Source organism: Flavobacterium sp. KS-LB2 (assembly GCF_036895565.1).
In the GTDB taxonomy this organism is placed as follows: domain Bacteria; phylum Bacteroidota; class Bacteroidia; order Flavobacteriales; family Flavobacteriaceae; genus Flavobacterium.
In genome coordinates this window covers 847748-864841 of the sequence record NZ_CP145904.1, presented here as the reverse complement: position 1 = coordinate 864841, position 17094 = coordinate 847748, and the positions used below count along the sequence as shown (strand labels likewise).

The window sequence follows — 17094 nt, the reverse complement described above, 5'->3', positions numbered from 1 at the left end:
AGTAACTATTTAGGCAAGTGAACAATACTAATCCAAAAATTTTCAATTTTTGCTATCGCGTCTATAAAATCAATGACTTCTACAGGTTTGGTAATATAACAATTGGCATAATTTTTATAGGCCGACATGATATCTTTTTCAGAAGACGAAGTGGTGAGCATAATGATTGGAATATGCTTAAAATCAGGACTTGATTTGATATATTGTAGCACCTCATGACCATTTTTTTTAGGCAGATTAACGTCAAGTAATATAAGATTTGGAAGTTCTAAATCCAAAGAATTATGATGCTTGATTAAAAAATCAATGGCTTGTTTCCCATCCTTTGCAACGCTTACAGTATTACAGATTTTTCCTTCTTGTAATGCATCAGTTGTAAGCATAATATCGGCCTCATTATCTTCAACTAGTAAAATATGAATTTTTTTCATGACTTATTTTTTATTTTTAGGAATTGTAAAGTAGAAAATTGAGCCAATACCTTCTTCGGATTCTACCCAAATTTTCCCATCTAAATTTTCTATAATTTTCTTTGTAATGGCTAATCCCATACCAGTTCCGGAAAATTCATCTTTATTATGCAAACGTTGAAATATAACAAATATTTTTTCAAAATACTCAGAATCAATACCTATACCGTTATCTTGTACTATAAATTCCCAAGCAATTGAAGTCTCTTTACTCCTAATATTTATAATAGGAGCAGAACTTGATTTTGAATATTTTAATGCATTGCTTATTAAATTTTGAAATATTATTTTTAAAGGTGCTGCATAGGAGTACAGTTTGGGTAGGTTTTCGTAATTAATTTTTGCTCTTTTTTCTTTAATTTGGTTTCCATAAAGCAAAATAATTTCGTCTACAATCTCATTCAAATTAATTTCTTCCAAATTGCTCTTACTTTTTCCAATTCTAGAAAACTCTAACAAATCCAATATAATTTGGCGCATTCTTTTAGCCCCATCTACAGCAAAAAAGATGTATTTTTTTCCTTTTTCATCCAATACTTTTTCGTATTTATTTTCAATTTGAGTTAAAAAACTAGTGACCATTCTTAGTGGTTCCTGTAAATCATGTGAGGCTACATAAGCAAACTGTTCTAGCTCTTCATTAGAAATAGCCAATTCTTTTATCTTTGCCTCTAAGGCTTTGTTCATCTTTTTAAGTTTGGATTCTATTTCCTTCCTTTCAGTAATATCCTTAAAATAAATAGTCAAGCCCATAGTGGAGGGAAAAGCATTTAACTCAAACCAGCGCTTATTCCTTTTTGAAAACACTTCTAAACGTGTGCGTTTATTTTGTTCTTTGGCTTTATGAAATTTAGAATATATTCTTTTTGAAATTTCCCCTTCATATACTTCCCAAAAGTTCTTCCCAATCATCTCTTCCTGATTTATCCCCGAAATTTGTTCAGCTACACTATTCCAATAACTCACATTCCATTTATTGTCAAGCGTGTAAAAACCATCTTGGATACTTTCAAGCGTATTCAATAATTTTTGGCTTATTTCCGCTAATTTTTGTTCCTGATTTTTTCTCTCTGTAACATCTCTTTCTATAGAAATCCAATGTGTATGTTCTCCTAAGTGATTGAATACTGGGTTTAATGATAAATCAACCCAAAATTCTTCTCCATTTTTTTTGTAATTTATTATAGTGATTTTAACGGGCTTCACTTCATCAAGCGCTTTATAAAATCGTTCCAGCTCATCAGTATCCGAATTTGGACCTTGCAAAAAGTGATGGGTTTTACCTATAATGTCACTTCGTGAGTAGCCTGTCATTCGGGTAAATGCCTCATTGACATAAGTAATTTTTCTTCCTAATACACTCGATGGATTTGCTTCCTTTATGACCACAGCATCATTCGTGTTAGTAATAACCGATTCTAAAAGTTTTAATCGAGCTTCTTCTTCCTTTTGCTTGCTTATGTCTTGCAATGCGCCAATCATACGTGTTGCTGTGCCATTTGAGTCCCTAATAATAATGGCCTTATGGATTACAAAAGCATAGGATTCATTTAATTTTTTATATCGGTATTCATCCATCCAGTTCACTACCATTCCAACAATCGCAGCATTAATATTTTCTAAAACCCTATTATGATCATCTGGATGAATATAATCTAACCATGATGAACTATTTATGGCAAGAGAATTAATTTTATATCCAAATAATCGTTCATATCCTTCACCCCAATATACTATATCAGTTCTTAAATCCCAATCCCAAATAGCGTCAAATGTTGCTTTGGTCACATACTCATAGCGTTCGTTGCTTTCTGCAATAGCTTCTAATGCTGTCTTTCTTTCGGTTACATCTACCACGGTCGAAACCATAAGATTTTGATTATTTAAAGGAATATTTCTGGCATTGATGTATTTTTGTTCGCCCTCCTGAGTAGTGATGCTAATTTCTTCCCAATTCATACGATTTGTATCTCCGCTGTTAATATCATCCATTATTCGTACCGTAATTTCTTGACGATAACCCGCATCGGGATATATTTTTTCAAAAGCAGTTTGAACAACATTTAGTATTTCTTCAGGCCAGCCATAGATTTCAATAAATTTTTTATTCATCCAAATGACTTTGTCTTCATCTATTTTATAAATCGATACGCCAATAGGTAAATTTTCTAAAGCAGTTTCGATAAAATATTGTCTTTCTTTAGCTAGCTTTTCGACAATTCTTACCTGGGTAATGTCTTTACCTACACTGTACATTGTTTGATCAGCTTCTTGCCAACGGGCAGACCAAAACATGGTTACTAAACTACCGTCCTTGTGTATAAAATTATTCTCAAAATTGGTGATTTCAATTCCACTATAAATATTTTTCGCTACTTCTTTTGATTTATGAAAATCATCATGACTAACAAATTCCGTATAATTTTTCCCTATCATCTCTTCTGCGGTATACCCAAAAATTCTGGTACAGGCAGCATTCATGCTAACAAACCTTCCCTCACTATCCGTTGTGCAAATAATATCCAAAGATAAATTCAGGATTTTTTGAAGCTCTTCTTTTGTATTTTTAGTTTGATATTGGGCTAATTTGATATCGGTTATGTCTTGTATGACTCCAATAAGTTTTTGTATGTCTCCATCATCGTTATGTAAAAAAATTCCTCTTGAAACAACATAAATAATTGATTTATTTTTAGATAGGAATCTAAGTTCTATAACATAATCCTCTTCTTTTTTTAAAGTTTCTTCTAAATGAGCAATAGCTCTTTCTCTATCATCAGGATGAAGCAATCCAGCTATTGTTTCAAAATTCAATTCAAGGTCAGATCTTTCATAACCCATAATTTGATAGAAACTATCTGACATAAAGACGGCATTCGTTTCTAAATTAAATTCCCACCGACATAGTTTTGAGATGCTTTCAGTTTGCCACAAAACCTCATTTCGTTTTTCAATAATTGCTCTGGATTCTTCAATTTTATTCTGTGCCAAAATGCTTTCAGTGACATCAATTACTGTATGAATAATCATTTGTAATTCACCGTCGTCATTCAATAATGGGATATTTTCAGGGTTCCAATATTTAAGTTCAAATTCTGATGTTCCTCTTATAGGAATATCATATTTTTGAGTAGCCATTTTATGACTCTTTTTACTAGTAAGAACTATAGTTAAAGACGTCCTTAAATTTTTAACCCCATCAACCATTGGGTCCAATTCGTTATCAGGAAAAGCTTCAAAAATTCCTTTACCAACTAATACCTCGCGCGTGGAACAAGTGGCTTCAAGATAAGCATTGTTAGCTTCTATAATGGTAAATTTTGGTGCATCTGTTTGCAATACCAAACTGGGGATTGGTGAGATTTTAAAAAATTCGAATAAATCTTTTTTGCTTATCATGTTTTAAAAAGAATAAAGTCAGTGGTTTTCTTTTTTATTTAATCAACTAGAAAAATTTATTTTCATAAATAAACAAATCTAAATTATTTTTTTAATAAATATCAAAATAGCATTATTAATTACGGTAGCTATCGACAAATCATTACTATTAAAATTAAACAGCAAATCTTCAAAAAAAATAAAAAAGATCTACTACCACTAAAAATTCCTACTGTTTTTTGAATGAATTATTCTTCCTTCTAATCCTAAAATTAAATCTTACTGACAATTAAAATTCAGATTTTGTTATAAAAAAACAAACTCAAAGTTACTTTTTTAAGGACAGTGAATTGGTGGTTAACCACTTATTCACAATTACTTAATATTAAAGAGCCTCATTAAAAATCTTCGAAATTAAAATAAAAGTTAGCACGATGAAAAAGTGTTATGTCGCACAGCAGCTGCATGTAATAAAAACAAATTTTTAAATAACTGCTTATTACTTTGACATATCACGTAATTTATTATTTAGATACAATTTACAAACTATAAATTCTTGTTGTGTTCAAAGTTTTTTATTTGTAAGGTATAGGTTTTATTTGTTCTGATTTTTTTGTAATATCTCCAATAATAATATCCAATTCTTCTGCAGAGATTAATAAATATTCATATAATTTCTCATTATCAGTACTGTCAAATCCTTGGTTTTTAATTGCATCTATAATGCCCATAATTCTTGACAATGGGGCTCTTACAAGATGAGATTGTATCCAGGCTATTTCATTTAATATTGCATTTTGCTTTTCAATAGCTTCTATATAAGTAAATCGTTCCGTAATATCGTTGGCTAAAATAATTCTACATGTGGTATTTTGAAAACGAATAGTATTACATTTAATATCTACATAAATGAGTTCTCCATTTTTCCTTTTATGTCTAAATATCCCTTTCGAAACCTCGGGGTCAGTTTCACTTAAAGTTTTAACACTTTCCATCAGATGGGGTAGGTCTTCTATAGGTCTTATATCCCTAATAGTCATACTCAAAAACTCTTGAAGACTGTATCCATAATGCATTTCAGCAGCAACATTAACATCCAGAAATTGTAATGTTTGAAGATCAAAAACATACATGGGAATTGGACTCAAATGAAATAAGTCATTATAGCGCTTTTCAGAATTTTCTAATTGTATTTGAGTTTTTTTTCTTTCTATATTGTATAATACGCTTTTATGGAGTGAAGCAGCATTTAATTCATCTTTTATTAAGTAATCAGAAACTCCTAAGGAAAGTAATGTAATACCAAAATCAATATCAGAATAACCCGTTAAAATAACCAAAGGTACTGCATGACAAAGCGGAATTACATGATTAATCAGATCCCTCCCACTTTTATCAGGTAAGGTCAAGTCTAGTAAAACTAAATCAGCTTTGAATTCTATATCCACTAAGATCGATTGAGCAATTTTAAAATTCTTTGCCCAAATAATTTTAGGTGATAAAAACCTTTCTTCAAGATAATCTTGAATAAGCGTAAAATCACCTTGATTGTCCTCTACTACAAGAATTTCAATTTGCTTTTTATCTTTAATTTTATTCATTGTAACTATTTTGGTGGGTAAACAATACTAATCCAAAAAAAAAATATTACCTAGTAAAATCTAAAATATATTTACCGTAGATGGATGATCGAAGAATTTACATTATTTTAAACAGAAATAATTTCTTCTTTTAGAATAAAATGTCGTGAACCTACTTATTAGCATACGCTCAAAACTCAACAAAAAGAAATTCAGATAAAAAATCACGCATAATAAATGCAAGATATGGATAAAAAATTAAAGTCATACTAGTAAAAATAACTTAATGTACTGTTGATTATTTTTCAACGAATAAATACTATACCATAAACTTCCTTAACCTCAAAATAAATAAAATTTTATAACTTGATTTAGCTCTTGAAAATTAAATGGTTTTTTGATATATTCTTTCGCACCTAAAGCAATTCCAATCAAGTGGTCCGTCTCCTCTATTTTGGCAGACAAAAGTAATACTGGAATATGGGAATAAATCGAAAGCTGATGTTGCTCGAGAAAACCGTATCCATCAAGTTTTGGCATCATTATATCACATAAAATAAGATCTGGGACTTCCTCCTGCACTTTTTCTAGTCCATCCAATCCATCTTTTGCTACAGCAATTTCATAGCCCGCTATCAGTAGTAATTCAGCAACGGTTTCTCTCAATGCTTCCTCATCTTCAATAATCAAAATTTTCGACATATCTCTTTTGTTCAAATTCATTAATTGTAATTAGGTACAACTTAAAAAGATAATTTCATACTCTAAATTTCTAAATGCTGTTTTTTCTCTTTCTTTGAGAAACCCTATTTTAATTTTGGCCTGGGAAACTGCAATGTTACTTTTGTCCCTTTCCCCAACTCACTTTCTATTTGTATTGAACCTGAATTTCTCTCTGTGAAGGTTTTAACAATATAGAGACCTAAACCAGTGCCTTGAATACCATTGGTATTGCTTGCTCTGAAAAAGGTATTAAATAATTTTACTTGATCTTCCTTAGGAATCCCAATACCAAAGTCAATAATTTCAATTATGATTGCCTTTGTAGTAGTAAAAAGATTAAGAATTATATCCCCTCCAAATCCTTGAGAATATTTAAATGCATTATTCAATACATTAAAAAGAATGTATTCCATGAGGCTTTTATCGGCAAATATGGGAATTGTAACTCCACTAAATGATGTTTTTACTTTTCTTCCTTCTTTTTGATCAAAATCACTTACTTCAATAACATCCAGACAGGTTTGCTTTAAGTCAAAAGTAATGGGAGAAAAATTTGTTTTTCCAAGATCATTTTTAGAAATCACTAATACTGTATTCATCAATTCAACTATTCGATCAATTTCACCAACAATGATATTAACCCTTTTATTCAAAAGCGAATAATTTTCTAACTTTTGATTATCTAAATACATCATTATCAACTCAGCACTTGCCCGTATCGTTGTCATTGGGGTTCGGAATTCATGTGAAATAGTTGAAACCAAATTAGTCCTTAATTCATTCAATTCCCGCTCTTGATCCAATGTTTTTTTTATGGCTATTTCAGCTTCTTTTCCTTGTGTAATATCTCTAGTAGAAGAATGAAAACTAACTGGAATATCATTTTCTTTAACTAATCGTCCTTTAGTTTCGCACCAAATATACTCGCCTTCTTTATTTCTAAATCGTGTCTTGGCTGTAATATTTTCTTTTTCCGCTATAAAGTTTATTACACTTCTTTGGAGATTAGCAACATCTTCAGGATGCACGAATTCAAAAAGAGATAACCCTATTAAATCTTCAGGACTATAGCCTAATATATGAGAAATCGATGGGGAAACATATTGAAAACAACCATCTAAACTATGAACACAAACTAAATCAACCATATTATCAGCTAAAAGTCGATACAAATTTTCGGCTTCGTTCAACTGTATTGCTTTATTTTTGTTGTTTTCATCTATTAGCAATTTGTTCGCCTCCTCTATTTCTTTTTTTATGGTGATATCCACAATTTGAAAAATAAAATGGATAGGGTTACCCATACTGTCTTTCACTAGAGATACTGATAAATGCCCCCATACTATAGACTTATTTTTATGTAAATATCTTTTTTCTCTGCTATAGCTAGAAATTAATCCAGAAGTCATTAACTTTAAATTGACTAAATATTCCTCTAGATCATCGGGATGGGTAAGGTCGGCAAAGGTCAGTGCATTTAGTTCATCTTTAGTATACCCTAAGATTTGAACTATTTGACTGTTTACTACTTTCCAGTGGCCTTTAGAATCAACAATAGCCATTCCAATACTAGAATATTTAAAAGCTCCTTTGAATTGTTCTTCGCTTTGCTGTAATTCGTCTTTTAGTTTTTTTTCTAAAGAGATATCTTGCATAGCACCTATGACACGAACTGCTTTGCCATTTAGATCTTTAATAATTATTGCTTTGTCCTTAACATAAAGATAAGTCCCATCCGATTTTAAATAACGGTACTCATCCGACCATTTTGAATCATCTCCTTCGATTGCCGTTTCAATACTTTTCCTGTAAGAATCTTTATCTTCAGGATGCACAAAATTTTCACATGCTGCAGCCGTTATAATATTATTCTCAAATTCGTGTCCAAATAGGGTTGTATAACTTCCTCCAACAAATATTTTACCAGTTACAATATCCCAATCCCATATTGCATCTGATGTAGCCATACTAGAATAGTTAAATCTTTCGTTACTTGTTTTTAGAGCATCCTCTACCATCTTTTGAGCAGTTATATCATTAAAAGAACAAACGACATAAAGTAGTTCTTCATTGCTTCCAAAAATAGGTACGGCATCCACTAATAACCAAACCAAATCATTTGTTAAGGGGCGATGAATTCCCATAACAATATTGTTCATTGGTTTCAACTGTTCAATTACTTTTTGTACCGGATCATCTTCAGGTTTAAAATTAGTACCGTCCAAATGAATTACTCCCCAATCTTCATTAAAAGTAGTTCTACCAAGCAATTGATCTTGGGTAAGACCTAGCATTTCACAAGCTGCCTTATTGCTTTCTATTATTTCAGATTGTGGACCTTGCACTAAAATTCCAACCGCTATATTCTGAATAATACTGCTAATCAATTGTTTACTTTTTAGTATTTCCTCTTGAATTTCCTTACTTTTTGTAACATCTACTCCAAAACCAATCAACATTTCAAGTGTTCCATTTTCATCAAACACAGGAGTTATTTTTCGACTGTGATATACTATCTGTCCACTTTTAGCATTGATACTATCCTCCCATGATACTGTTTGCTTAGTTTCTATTGCTTCCTCAAATTTAATTCTTCTATTGATTGCAAAGGTATCATCTCGCTCAGTATATCTAGCGTATTCAAAGTCATCTTTCCCAATAATAAACTTTCGAAGTTCATCATTTTTAATAGCTGCTGGGTTCAGATACTTGTACTTAAAATCATTTCCAAACACAGCTAAATCTGTAGGTAATCTATCCAAAATTTTTTCATAAAATTCTTTTTGTTGAATAAGATTATTTTGAGCTTCTACATATTTCGTTATTTCCCTTGCTACACCATTGTAAAAAGTTTCGTTATTGTTTTCTTCAAATCCAACCTTACAAGAATACCAAACATAATGCCTGTGCTTGTGTAATACTCTATAAACAAATTCTTTATTATCCTTTTTTTTTCCTGATATACCATTTAAAAATACAAACCAAGCATCAACATCATCTGGATGAATAAAGAGACTAAAATTTTCTCCCAAAATTTCCTCAGTAGAATGTCCTAATAAAGAGGTCCAATTTTGTGATACAAAAGTGAAATTTCCGTTTAAATCTAGTTGAAAGAATACATCTTTTGAATTTTCTAATAACAACTGAAATTGATTGTCCTTCTGAATTATGACCTCCTGAAGTACTTGGTTTCTAAAATTAAGTTGCAACAAAGACTCTATTTGTACAACAGCATCTCTTAAAACTTGTAATTCAATACTAGTAAGCTCTTTAGCATCTTTATTTAAAAGACATATAGCTCCAAAAACGGATAACTTTGAAGGAGTATTTATAGTAAATCCAGCAAAAAATTTATAAAATTCCATACTGTCAATTGACTGAAATCGCGAATCACATTGAACATTAGAAACAATTAAATCACGATTATCAGTAATGAGATGATTAAAACAATATATTTCATTTGGATTTGCAACACCTTCCAAACCAATTTTAAATTGAATGATATGCATATCAGAATTTAAAAACGTGATAAACACATCAGCAACATTGCATATTTTAGATACAAACAATAATATCCTTTTGAAATCATTATCAAGTTCCAAAAATTTTAGGCTAAAGTCATTCATGAGGTAATAATATTTTTCAAGTAAGAATATTTATTTAGATTATTTTTTTGTTAAACACGTAGCAGATGACATTATAGAATTTTAAGTAAATTAAGACAAATTAACATAATATTAATACATTAAAACAACATTCATCACATTACTTTATTAAAAAATAATAGAATTATTGATAAATTCACTTTATCGATTTTTTTGGTATTTCATGGAGTAATAATAGTACCGCTAAACAGACATAATAAAATAAATTAAAGATTTTCTATCCTCTTCCCTTGTTTTTACATTTGGAAAATAAACAAAGAGCTCGAATTTAGAAAAATAAAAATTATAGACATTTAATTTTAAATCAATCGTAACAATAGTACAAATTTAGCTCTCAAATTATAAATTTGATTAAATGTTGGAACTTTCTTGCTATGCAGCTTATTAAAATTTATAGTAGGTAATAAATTTGAATTCTTTTTCGTTAAGGGTGTTTAAGAAAATAAGTTGTGTAGTCAAGATATTAAATTAAGTAATTGTCTTTCAAGATGAATGGAATTTATTCTTACAGCGAGGAGCTGATTGATATAACAAAAAAAAATCAAAATTTTTCATTAACAGAAAATACGCTAACTGTGACTGAAAAAAATAATATTACTACAATTGCTCTAAATAAAATTTCTTCTGTAAGAATTACCAAGCATAGGGTATTATACATAAATTATTTTTGTGTTATTTTGATTATAATAACCTTTCATACTTTTGAGAAATTTATAGATGTCACTTATGCATCCCTTTTTATCTTAAATGTTATAAAATTAATTGCCATTTTTATTTCTTTTACTATAAAAAAATACATGCATGCAGTATTGATAAATACAACTGATTTAAATTTCAAAAGATTTAAAATTAATGGTATTAAAAAGGTAGACTTTAGTCGATCTTTAAAAACAAAAACAAGAAACCAATTATCACATAAAGTTTTGAGCAAAGTGTAAAAGTCACATTGTATATAATTCATTTACAACTGATTCATAGTTTTTAAAACTTTAAAAACAACATAACAAACTGAATTTAAATACTTTAAAGACTAGTATTTTCAAAAACACTAAGCGAATCAGATTTTTGTATTTAAATGTAAATCTAATAAATTAGATTTCAAAAATCCGCAACAGATTATAATTGTTTATTTCAAAATTATGCTAATACAAAAATAAAGACTTAAATTTTCAATAAAGTTTGATCCTTTTTTATACAGTAAAAAATAATCTAAAATAATCCAAAATATTGAAATAGACTTTGTTTATTTTGTTACTTCCCTCATTGCTAATAATCTGTCACCAAAAAAAACTTCTCTGTAAGCGAAAATTACTAAATACTATCTCTCCATACTTACATTAACTGTTTTATCATTATTCCAGATTTTAAATTAAAATTCATTTAATTCCATTTACATTTAATAGGTTCTGTTAGTATTTTTAAGTAGATTTACTTTTATACAGAAAGCGAGAAATATTAAAAACTATAGCTATAAAAATGACTACTTAATTTAGTGCGATGAAATCAAAAAAAAAAATAGTACTAATTGAAGATGATTTAGCTTTAGGTAGTTCTATTTTGGAGTTATTAACTTTGAGTAATTTTGATGTACAATGGTTCGAAGATGGAGCTCAAGCACTTGGTTATTTCAAAAAAAACACCTGTGATATTATAATTAGCGATTTAATGATGCCTACCATGAACGGAGAAGAGTTTTTTTTAAAAATTCGTAAAGAAATTAAACATAATTCTATCCCTTTCATTGTAATAACAGCTAATATGGACGATGAAATCAAATATCGACAACTAGAAAATGGTGTAAATGATTATATAATGAAGCCTTTTAAGATAAAAGAATTAATTTTTAAGATTACAAATATATTAGATTTTAAAATAAATATTATTAAAAAATTAAGTCCTGATCCCTTTTCAAAAGTTACTATTAAGTTGTCTGAAAAAGATTTTATCGTATCAGTAAATGAAATTTTATTAAAATTAATGAAATCAAAAATTGATCATTATGAATTATCAGAAAGGCTTTTTATTAGCAAATCTACATTAGATAAAAAAATTAGAAAACTTACGAATAAAAACACAAGTCAATATATAAGAGAGTTTAAATTAGATTATGCCATTAGACTAATTAATTTGGGTGAAAAAAACATTCAGTTTCTCGCAGATGAAACTGGTTTTAATTCATTTTCTTACTTTTCTACAAGTTTCAAATCATATATTGGTATGTCTGCTCGAGATTATATCAAATCCGTAAAAGATGAAAATAATGGCTTTGATTGAATAAATCATCGTTTTCTTAATTCTTATCTATCTTTTCTATCTTTATTAAAAAATAAAATTCTTTCCTAATTAGAATTTACTACAACGATCCCCCTTTAATTTCAAATTCACATAACAAATTCTATCTAGATTTTTAACTCATTAGGAATATTTTTTAAATTTTTAATCAGAAAATTATTTGTTTTTTTTAGAGTATGTACATTTAAATGTTTGTAATATATTTTTTACTTCAAAAAAAGTAGGTTAAAAAAATTAATATGATAATCTACATATAGCCATCATTACAAAAGTTTGAAACCAATATGAAAATCAATTTTATAGGATATATACAACAAAAATTAGAACCTTTCTCATTTTACAATGATTACGAACCTAACAAAACAAATTACCAATTTATTGAAGTCTCACTTATTATAATCATACTATTTTTAGTTGTCATTTTAGCAATTCTTTTAAACATTACTTGTTCCTTAGGTGTTTTTTTTGCTTAAAAAAACTTAATTATAAATATTTTTACCTTAAAACAGTTTACTCGGAAAATAACCAACACCTTATGATCCGATTAAGTTCTAGAAAATTAAAAGGTTTTCTTACATATCCTTTGGCTCCTAGTTTTAAACTTAATATTTCGTCATCCAATTCTATTTTCGCAGTCAACAGCACTACTGGAATATGTGAATAAATTGAAAGCTGATGTTGCTCTAGAAAACCGTATCCATCAAGTTTTGGCATCATTACATCACATAAAATAAGATCTGGGACTTCCTCCTGCACTTTTTTCAGTCCATCCAATCCATCTTTTGCTACAGCAATTTCATAGCCCGCTATCAGTAGTAATTCAGCAACGGTTTCTCTCAATGCTTCCTCATCTTCAATAATCAAAATTTTCGACATATCTCTTTTGTTCAAATTCATTAATTGTAATTAGGTACAACTTAAAAAGATAATTTCATACTCTAAATTTCTAAATGCTGTTTTTTCTCTTTCTTTGAGAAACCCTATTTTAATTTTGGCCTGGGAAACTGCAATGTTACTTTTGTCCCTTTCCCCAACTCACTTTCTATTTGTATTGAACCTGAATTTCTCTCTGTGAAGGTTTTAACAATATAGAGACCTAAACCAGTGCCTTGAATACCATTGGTATTGCTTGCTCTGAAAAAGGTATTAAATAATTTTACTTGATCTTCCTTAGGAATCCCAATACCAAAGTCAATAATTTCAATTATGATTGCCTTTGTAGTAGTAAAAAGATTAAGAATTATATCCCCTCCAAATCCTTGAGAATATTTAAATGCATTATTCAATACATTAAAAAGAATGTATTCCATGAGGCTTTTATCGGCAAATATGGGAATTGTAACTCCACTAAATGATGTTTTTACTTTTCTTCCTTCTTTTTGATCAAAATCACTTACTTCAATAACATCCAGACAGGTTTGCTTTAAGTCAAAAGTAATGGGAGAAAAATTTGTTTTTCCAAGATCATTTTTAGAAATCACTAATACTGTATTCATCAATTCAACTATTCGATCAATTTCACCAACAATGATATTAACCCTTTTATTCAAAAGCGAATAATTTTCTAACTTTTGATTATCTAAATACATCATTATCAACTCAGCACTTGCCCGTATCGTTGTCATTGGGGTTCGGAATTCATGTGAAATAGTTGAAACCAAATTAGTCCTTAATTCATTCAATTCCCGCTCTTGATTTAATGCTTTTCTAATAGCTAATTCTGCTTCCTTCCCTTGTGTAATATCTCTAGTAGAAGAATGAAAACTAACAGGAATACCATTTTCTTTCACTAAACTTGCTTTGGTTTCACACCAAATATACTCGCCCTCTTTATTTCTAAATCGCGTTTTAGCTGAAATATCTTCCTGTTCAGTTATGAAACCTGTAATACTCTTTTGAAGGTTAACTACATCTTCAGGATGCACGAATTCAAAAGGAGATAATCCAATTAAATCTTCAGGACTGTAGCCTAATATATGAGAAATCGATGGGGAAACATATTGAAAATTAGCATCTAAACTATGAACACAAACTAAATCAACCATATTGTCAGCTAAAAGACGATACATGTTTTTAGCTTCATTCAACTGGATCGCTTTGTTTTTATTATTTTCATCTATTAGTAATTTGTTTGCCTCTTCTATCCTTTTTTTAATGGTGATATCCACAATTTGAAAAATAAAATGGATTGGGTTACCCACACTGTCTTTTACCAGAGATACTGATAAATGCCCCCAAACTATTGATTTATTTTTATGCAAATATTTTTTTTCCCTTGTATAACTAGAAATTAATCCAGAAGTCATTAACTTTAAATTGACTAAATCTTCCTCTAGATCGTCAGGATGGGTAAGGTCTGAAAAAGTTAATGCATTTAGTTCTTCTAGAGTATACCCCAAGATTTGAACTATTTGACTGTTTACTACTTTCCAATGGCCTGTAGAATCAACAATAGCCATTCCAATACTAGAATATTTAAAAGCTCCTTTGAACTGTTCTTCGCTTTGCTGTAATTCGTCTTTTAGTTTTTTTTCTAAAGAGATATCTTGCATGGCGCCAATCATACGAGTAGCATTACCCTGATTATCTCGAATAATTATTGCTTTATCTCTAACATCCGCATAGGTTGAATCAGATTTTAAATAACGGTATTCACCAGACCATTTTGTAACTTTTCCGGCTATTGCATCGTCAATACTTTTAAAATAATCATCTCTGTCATCTGGATGTACAAAGTCTTCACATTCGTTATCCGTTATAATATTATTCTCAAATTGGTGTCCAAAAAGGGTTGCATAGCTTCCTCCAACAAATATTTTCCCAGTTACAATATCCCAATCCCATATCGCATCGGATGTAGCCATACTGGAATAAATAAATCTTTCGTTACTTTGTTTTAGAGCATATTCGGCCTTCTTTTGGGTAGTTATATCATTGAAGGAACAAACCACGTAAAGTAGCTCTTTGTTGTTTCCGAATACAGGTATAGCATCCACTAATAACCAAACTAAATCATTTGTTAAAGGCCGATGAACTCCCATAACAATATTATTCATTGGTTTCAAATGTTTAATTGCTCTTGGAACTGGATGATCTTCAGGTTTAAAATTAGTACCGTCCAAATGAATTACTCTCCAGTAATCATCAAAAGAAGTTTTACCAAGCAATTGATCTTGAGTAAGCCCCAACATTTCGCAAGCCGCTTTATTGTTTTCTACTATTTCTGATTGTGGTCCTTGAACTAAAATTCCGACTGCAACATTCTGCAATATACTACTAATCAGTTGTTTACTTTTTAGTATTTCCTCTTGAATCTCTTTACTCTTTGTGACATCTATTCCAAAACCAATTAACATTTCAAGTGTTCCATTTGCATTAAACACAGGAGTTATTTTTCGACTATGATGCGAAATTTGTCCGCTTTTAGCATGAATAGTATCCTCCCACGTAATCGTCTGCTTTTTTAAAATCGCTTCTTCAAACTTAAGTTGCCTATTTTCAGCAAATGATCGATCTCTTCCAGCATGTTGTTCGTATTGCAAATTAGTTTTACCTATCGCAAATTGCCTCAATTCTGGATTTTTAATAGCTGCTGGATTTAGATATTGATATCTGAACTCACTATCGTAAACTGCGACACCCGTAGGTAATCCATCTAGTATTTTTTCATAAAATTCTTTTTGTTCTTTTAGCTTATTTTGTCCTTCTACATATTTCGTTATTTCCCTTGCCGCACCAGCATAAAAAGTACCATCTTTATTTTCCAATAATCCAACTTTACAAGAGTGCCAAACATAATGTCCATCCTTATGCAATACTCTGTAAATATGTTCCTTTTTATCATCTTTTTTCCCTAAAATATCATTTAAAAAAACAAAACAAGAATCAACATCATCCGGATGAATGTAGGGGCTGAAATTTTGCCCTAAAATTTCTTCAATGGAATGACCTACTAAAGGAGTCCAGTTTTGCGATACATAAGTAAAATTGCCATCCAAGTCGAGTTGAAAGAAAATTTCTTTTGAATTTTCTATTAATAATTGAAATTGATTTTTGCTTTCGCCAAATACACTTAATAACTTTAGGTTTTCAACATGAACCTGCAACAAAGATTCAATTTCTAACCGGACATGATTTAAAATTATCAATTCTATTGAAGACAGTTCCTTAGGCTCTTTATTTAAAATACAAATCGTTCCAACTAAACAATGAGAAGAAGTATTTACAGGAAATCCAGCAAAAAAGTTAAAAGTATTTTTAGAATCAATCCTTTTGAACCGCAAATCATTTTTCAAATCAGAAACAATTATATCCCTATTCTCCTCAATAAGAGATTTAAAACAGCTAAATTCATTAGCAAATGAAAATCCTTTTAAACCAATTTTAAATGGTATTACAGAACCTGTACCAGGCTCCAAAGTAATAAATACATCAGATACTTTACAAACATCTGATACTAACAGTAAAATTCTCTCAAAATCACTTTTTAATTTTAATAAATCAATATCTAAAACATTCATCGATGGATTTATATTTGACAACAAGCTATTCATCTAAATTTTATTTTATGAGTAATACTTATAATAGTGGGACAGAACGCAAATTAATACAAATTTCATGTAACAAAATAAAAATGGAAACTATAATTTACTAAAAATTTTAAACTCAAAACTACTGAAGGTAATGTAAATTATAAAAAAATTCAAAAAAGAATATTTTTAATACATTTAAGAAGATACTTATTTAAGTCAAAATATTATAGTAAAAAATTCTTTATTTTAATTTTTGATCTGCTTTAATTAGAACTATGATTCATTAACATTCGAATAATAAATTAATTTGTTAACTAATTTATAAACGTGCTATCATAATAATTATTCATGATTAGAAGTAAACCTACTTATTGTCAACAATCACAGGAATTTAAAATAAAGAGATGATGTCTACCTATAATCTTGATTTAATTTAATAGCAAAAATGAATCCA

The 17094-nt window shown here is 29.4% G+C and carries 9 protein-coding genes; 2 read left to right on the top strand and 7 right to left on the bottom strand.

Annotated elements, in window-relative coordinates:
• Nucleotides 1-5: 5 nt before the first annotated feature.
• From V5J73_RS03615 to V5J73_RS03595, 5 genes are all read right to left on the bottom strand, one after another.
• Nucleotides 6-431: a response regulator gene (locus V5J73_RS03615; RefSeq protein WP_338647692.1), complete on the bottom strand. Its 426-nt coding sequence runs from the start codon at nt 429-431 to the stop codon at nt 6-8.
• A gap of 3 nt (nt 432-434) precedes the next feature.
• The gene (locus V5J73_RS03610; protein WP_338647691.1) at nt 435-3869 is read right to left on the bottom strand and encodes a PAS domain S-box protein; all 3435 of its coding nucleotides are present in this window, start codon (nt 3867-3869) and stop codon (nt 435-437) included.
• 554 nt (nt 3870-4423) lie between these two features.
• Nucleotides 4424-5449 (bottom strand): PAS domain-containing response regulator, encoded by a 1026-nt coding sequence (locus V5J73_RS03605; RefSeq protein ID WP_338647690.1) that lies wholly within the window; start codon nt 5447-5449, stop codon nt 4424-4426.
• Between the two features lie 321 nt (nt 5450-5770).
• Nucleotides 5771-6130 carry a response regulator transcription factor gene (locus V5J73_RS03600; RefSeq protein WP_338647689.1) on the bottom strand — a complete coding sequence of 120 codons (360 nt, stop codon included), beginning with the start codon at nt 6128-6130 and terminating at the stop codon, nt 5771-5773.
• A gap of 104 nt (nt 6131-6234) precedes the next feature.
• Nucleotides 6235-9777: a PAS domain S-box protein gene (locus tag V5J73_RS03595; protein WP_338647688.1), complete on the bottom strand. Its 3543-nt coding sequence runs from the start codon at nt 9775-9777 to the stop codon at nt 6235-6237.
• Between the two features lie 527 nt (nt 9778-10304).
• Between V5J73_RS03595 and V5J73_RS03590 the strand changes: the two genes are divergently transcribed.
• Together V5J73_RS03590 and V5J73_RS03585 are read left to right on the top strand one after the other, a co-directional pair.
• The gene (locus V5J73_RS03590) at nt 10305-10754 is read left to right on the top strand and encodes a hypothetical protein (protein ID WP_338647687.1); all 450 of its coding nucleotides are present in this window, start codon (nt 10305-10307) and stop codon (nt 10752-10754) included.
• A gap of 559 nt (nt 10755-11313) precedes the next feature.
• A complete protein-coding gene (locus V5J73_RS03585; protein ID WP_338647686.1) occupies nt 11314-12090 on the top strand; it encodes a response regulator transcription factor in 777 nt (258 codons plus the stop codon).
• A 528-nt stretch (nt 12091-12618) separates the two neighbouring features.
• On the opposite strand, the gene V5J73_RS03580 is transcribed toward V5J73_RS03585, so the two are convergent.
• Entirely contained in the window at nt 12619-12984 is a 366-nt protein-coding gene (locus V5J73_RS03580) for a response regulator transcription factor (protein WP_338647685.1), read from the bottom strand.
• A gap of 104 nt (nt 12985-13088) precedes the next feature.
• Nucleotides 13089-16661 (bottom strand): PAS domain-containing protein, encoded by a 3573-nt coding sequence (locus V5J73_RS03575; protein WP_338647684.1) that lies wholly within the window; start codon nt 16659-16661, stop codon nt 13089-13091.
• Nucleotides 16662-17094: the final 433 nt, after the last annotated feature.

Excerpts from the sequence above, each read along its gene's own strand:
- V5J73_RS03615 (WP_338647692.1), bottom strand. The coding sequence starts at position 431 with ATGAAAAAAATTCATATTTTACTAGTTGAAGATAATGAGGCCGATATT.
- V5J73_RS03610 (WP_338647691.1), bottom strand. The coding sequence starts at position 3,869 with ATGATAAGCAAAAAAGATTTATTCGAATTTTTTAAAATCTCACCAATC.
- V5J73_RS03605 (WP_338647690.1), bottom strand. The coding sequence starts at position 5,449 with ATGAATAAAATTAAAGATAAAAAGCAAATTGAAATTCTTGTAGTAGAG.
- V5J73_RS03600 (WP_338647689.1), bottom strand. The coding sequence starts at position 6,130 with ATGTCGAAAATTTTGATTATTGAAGATGAGGAAGCATTGAGAGAAACC.
- V5J73_RS03595 (WP_338647688.1), bottom strand. The coding sequence starts at position 9,777 with ATGAATGACTTTAGCCTAAAATTTTTGGAACTTGATAATGATTTCAAA.
- V5J73_RS03590 (WP_338647687.1), top strand. The coding sequence starts at position 10,305 with ATGAATGGAATTTATTCTTACAGCGAGGAGCTGATTGATATAACAAAA.
- V5J73_RS03585 (WP_338647686.1), top strand. The coding sequence starts at position 11,314 with ATGAAATCAAAAAAAAAAATAGTACTAATTGAAGATGATTTAGCTTTA.
- V5J73_RS03580 (WP_338647685.1), bottom strand. The coding sequence starts at position 12,984 with ATGTCGAAAATTTTGATTATTGAAGATGAGGAAGCATTGAGAGAAACC.
- V5J73_RS03575 (WP_338647684.1), bottom strand. The coding sequence starts at position 16,661 with ATGAATAGCTTGTTGTCAAATATAAATCCATCGATGAATGTTTTAGAT.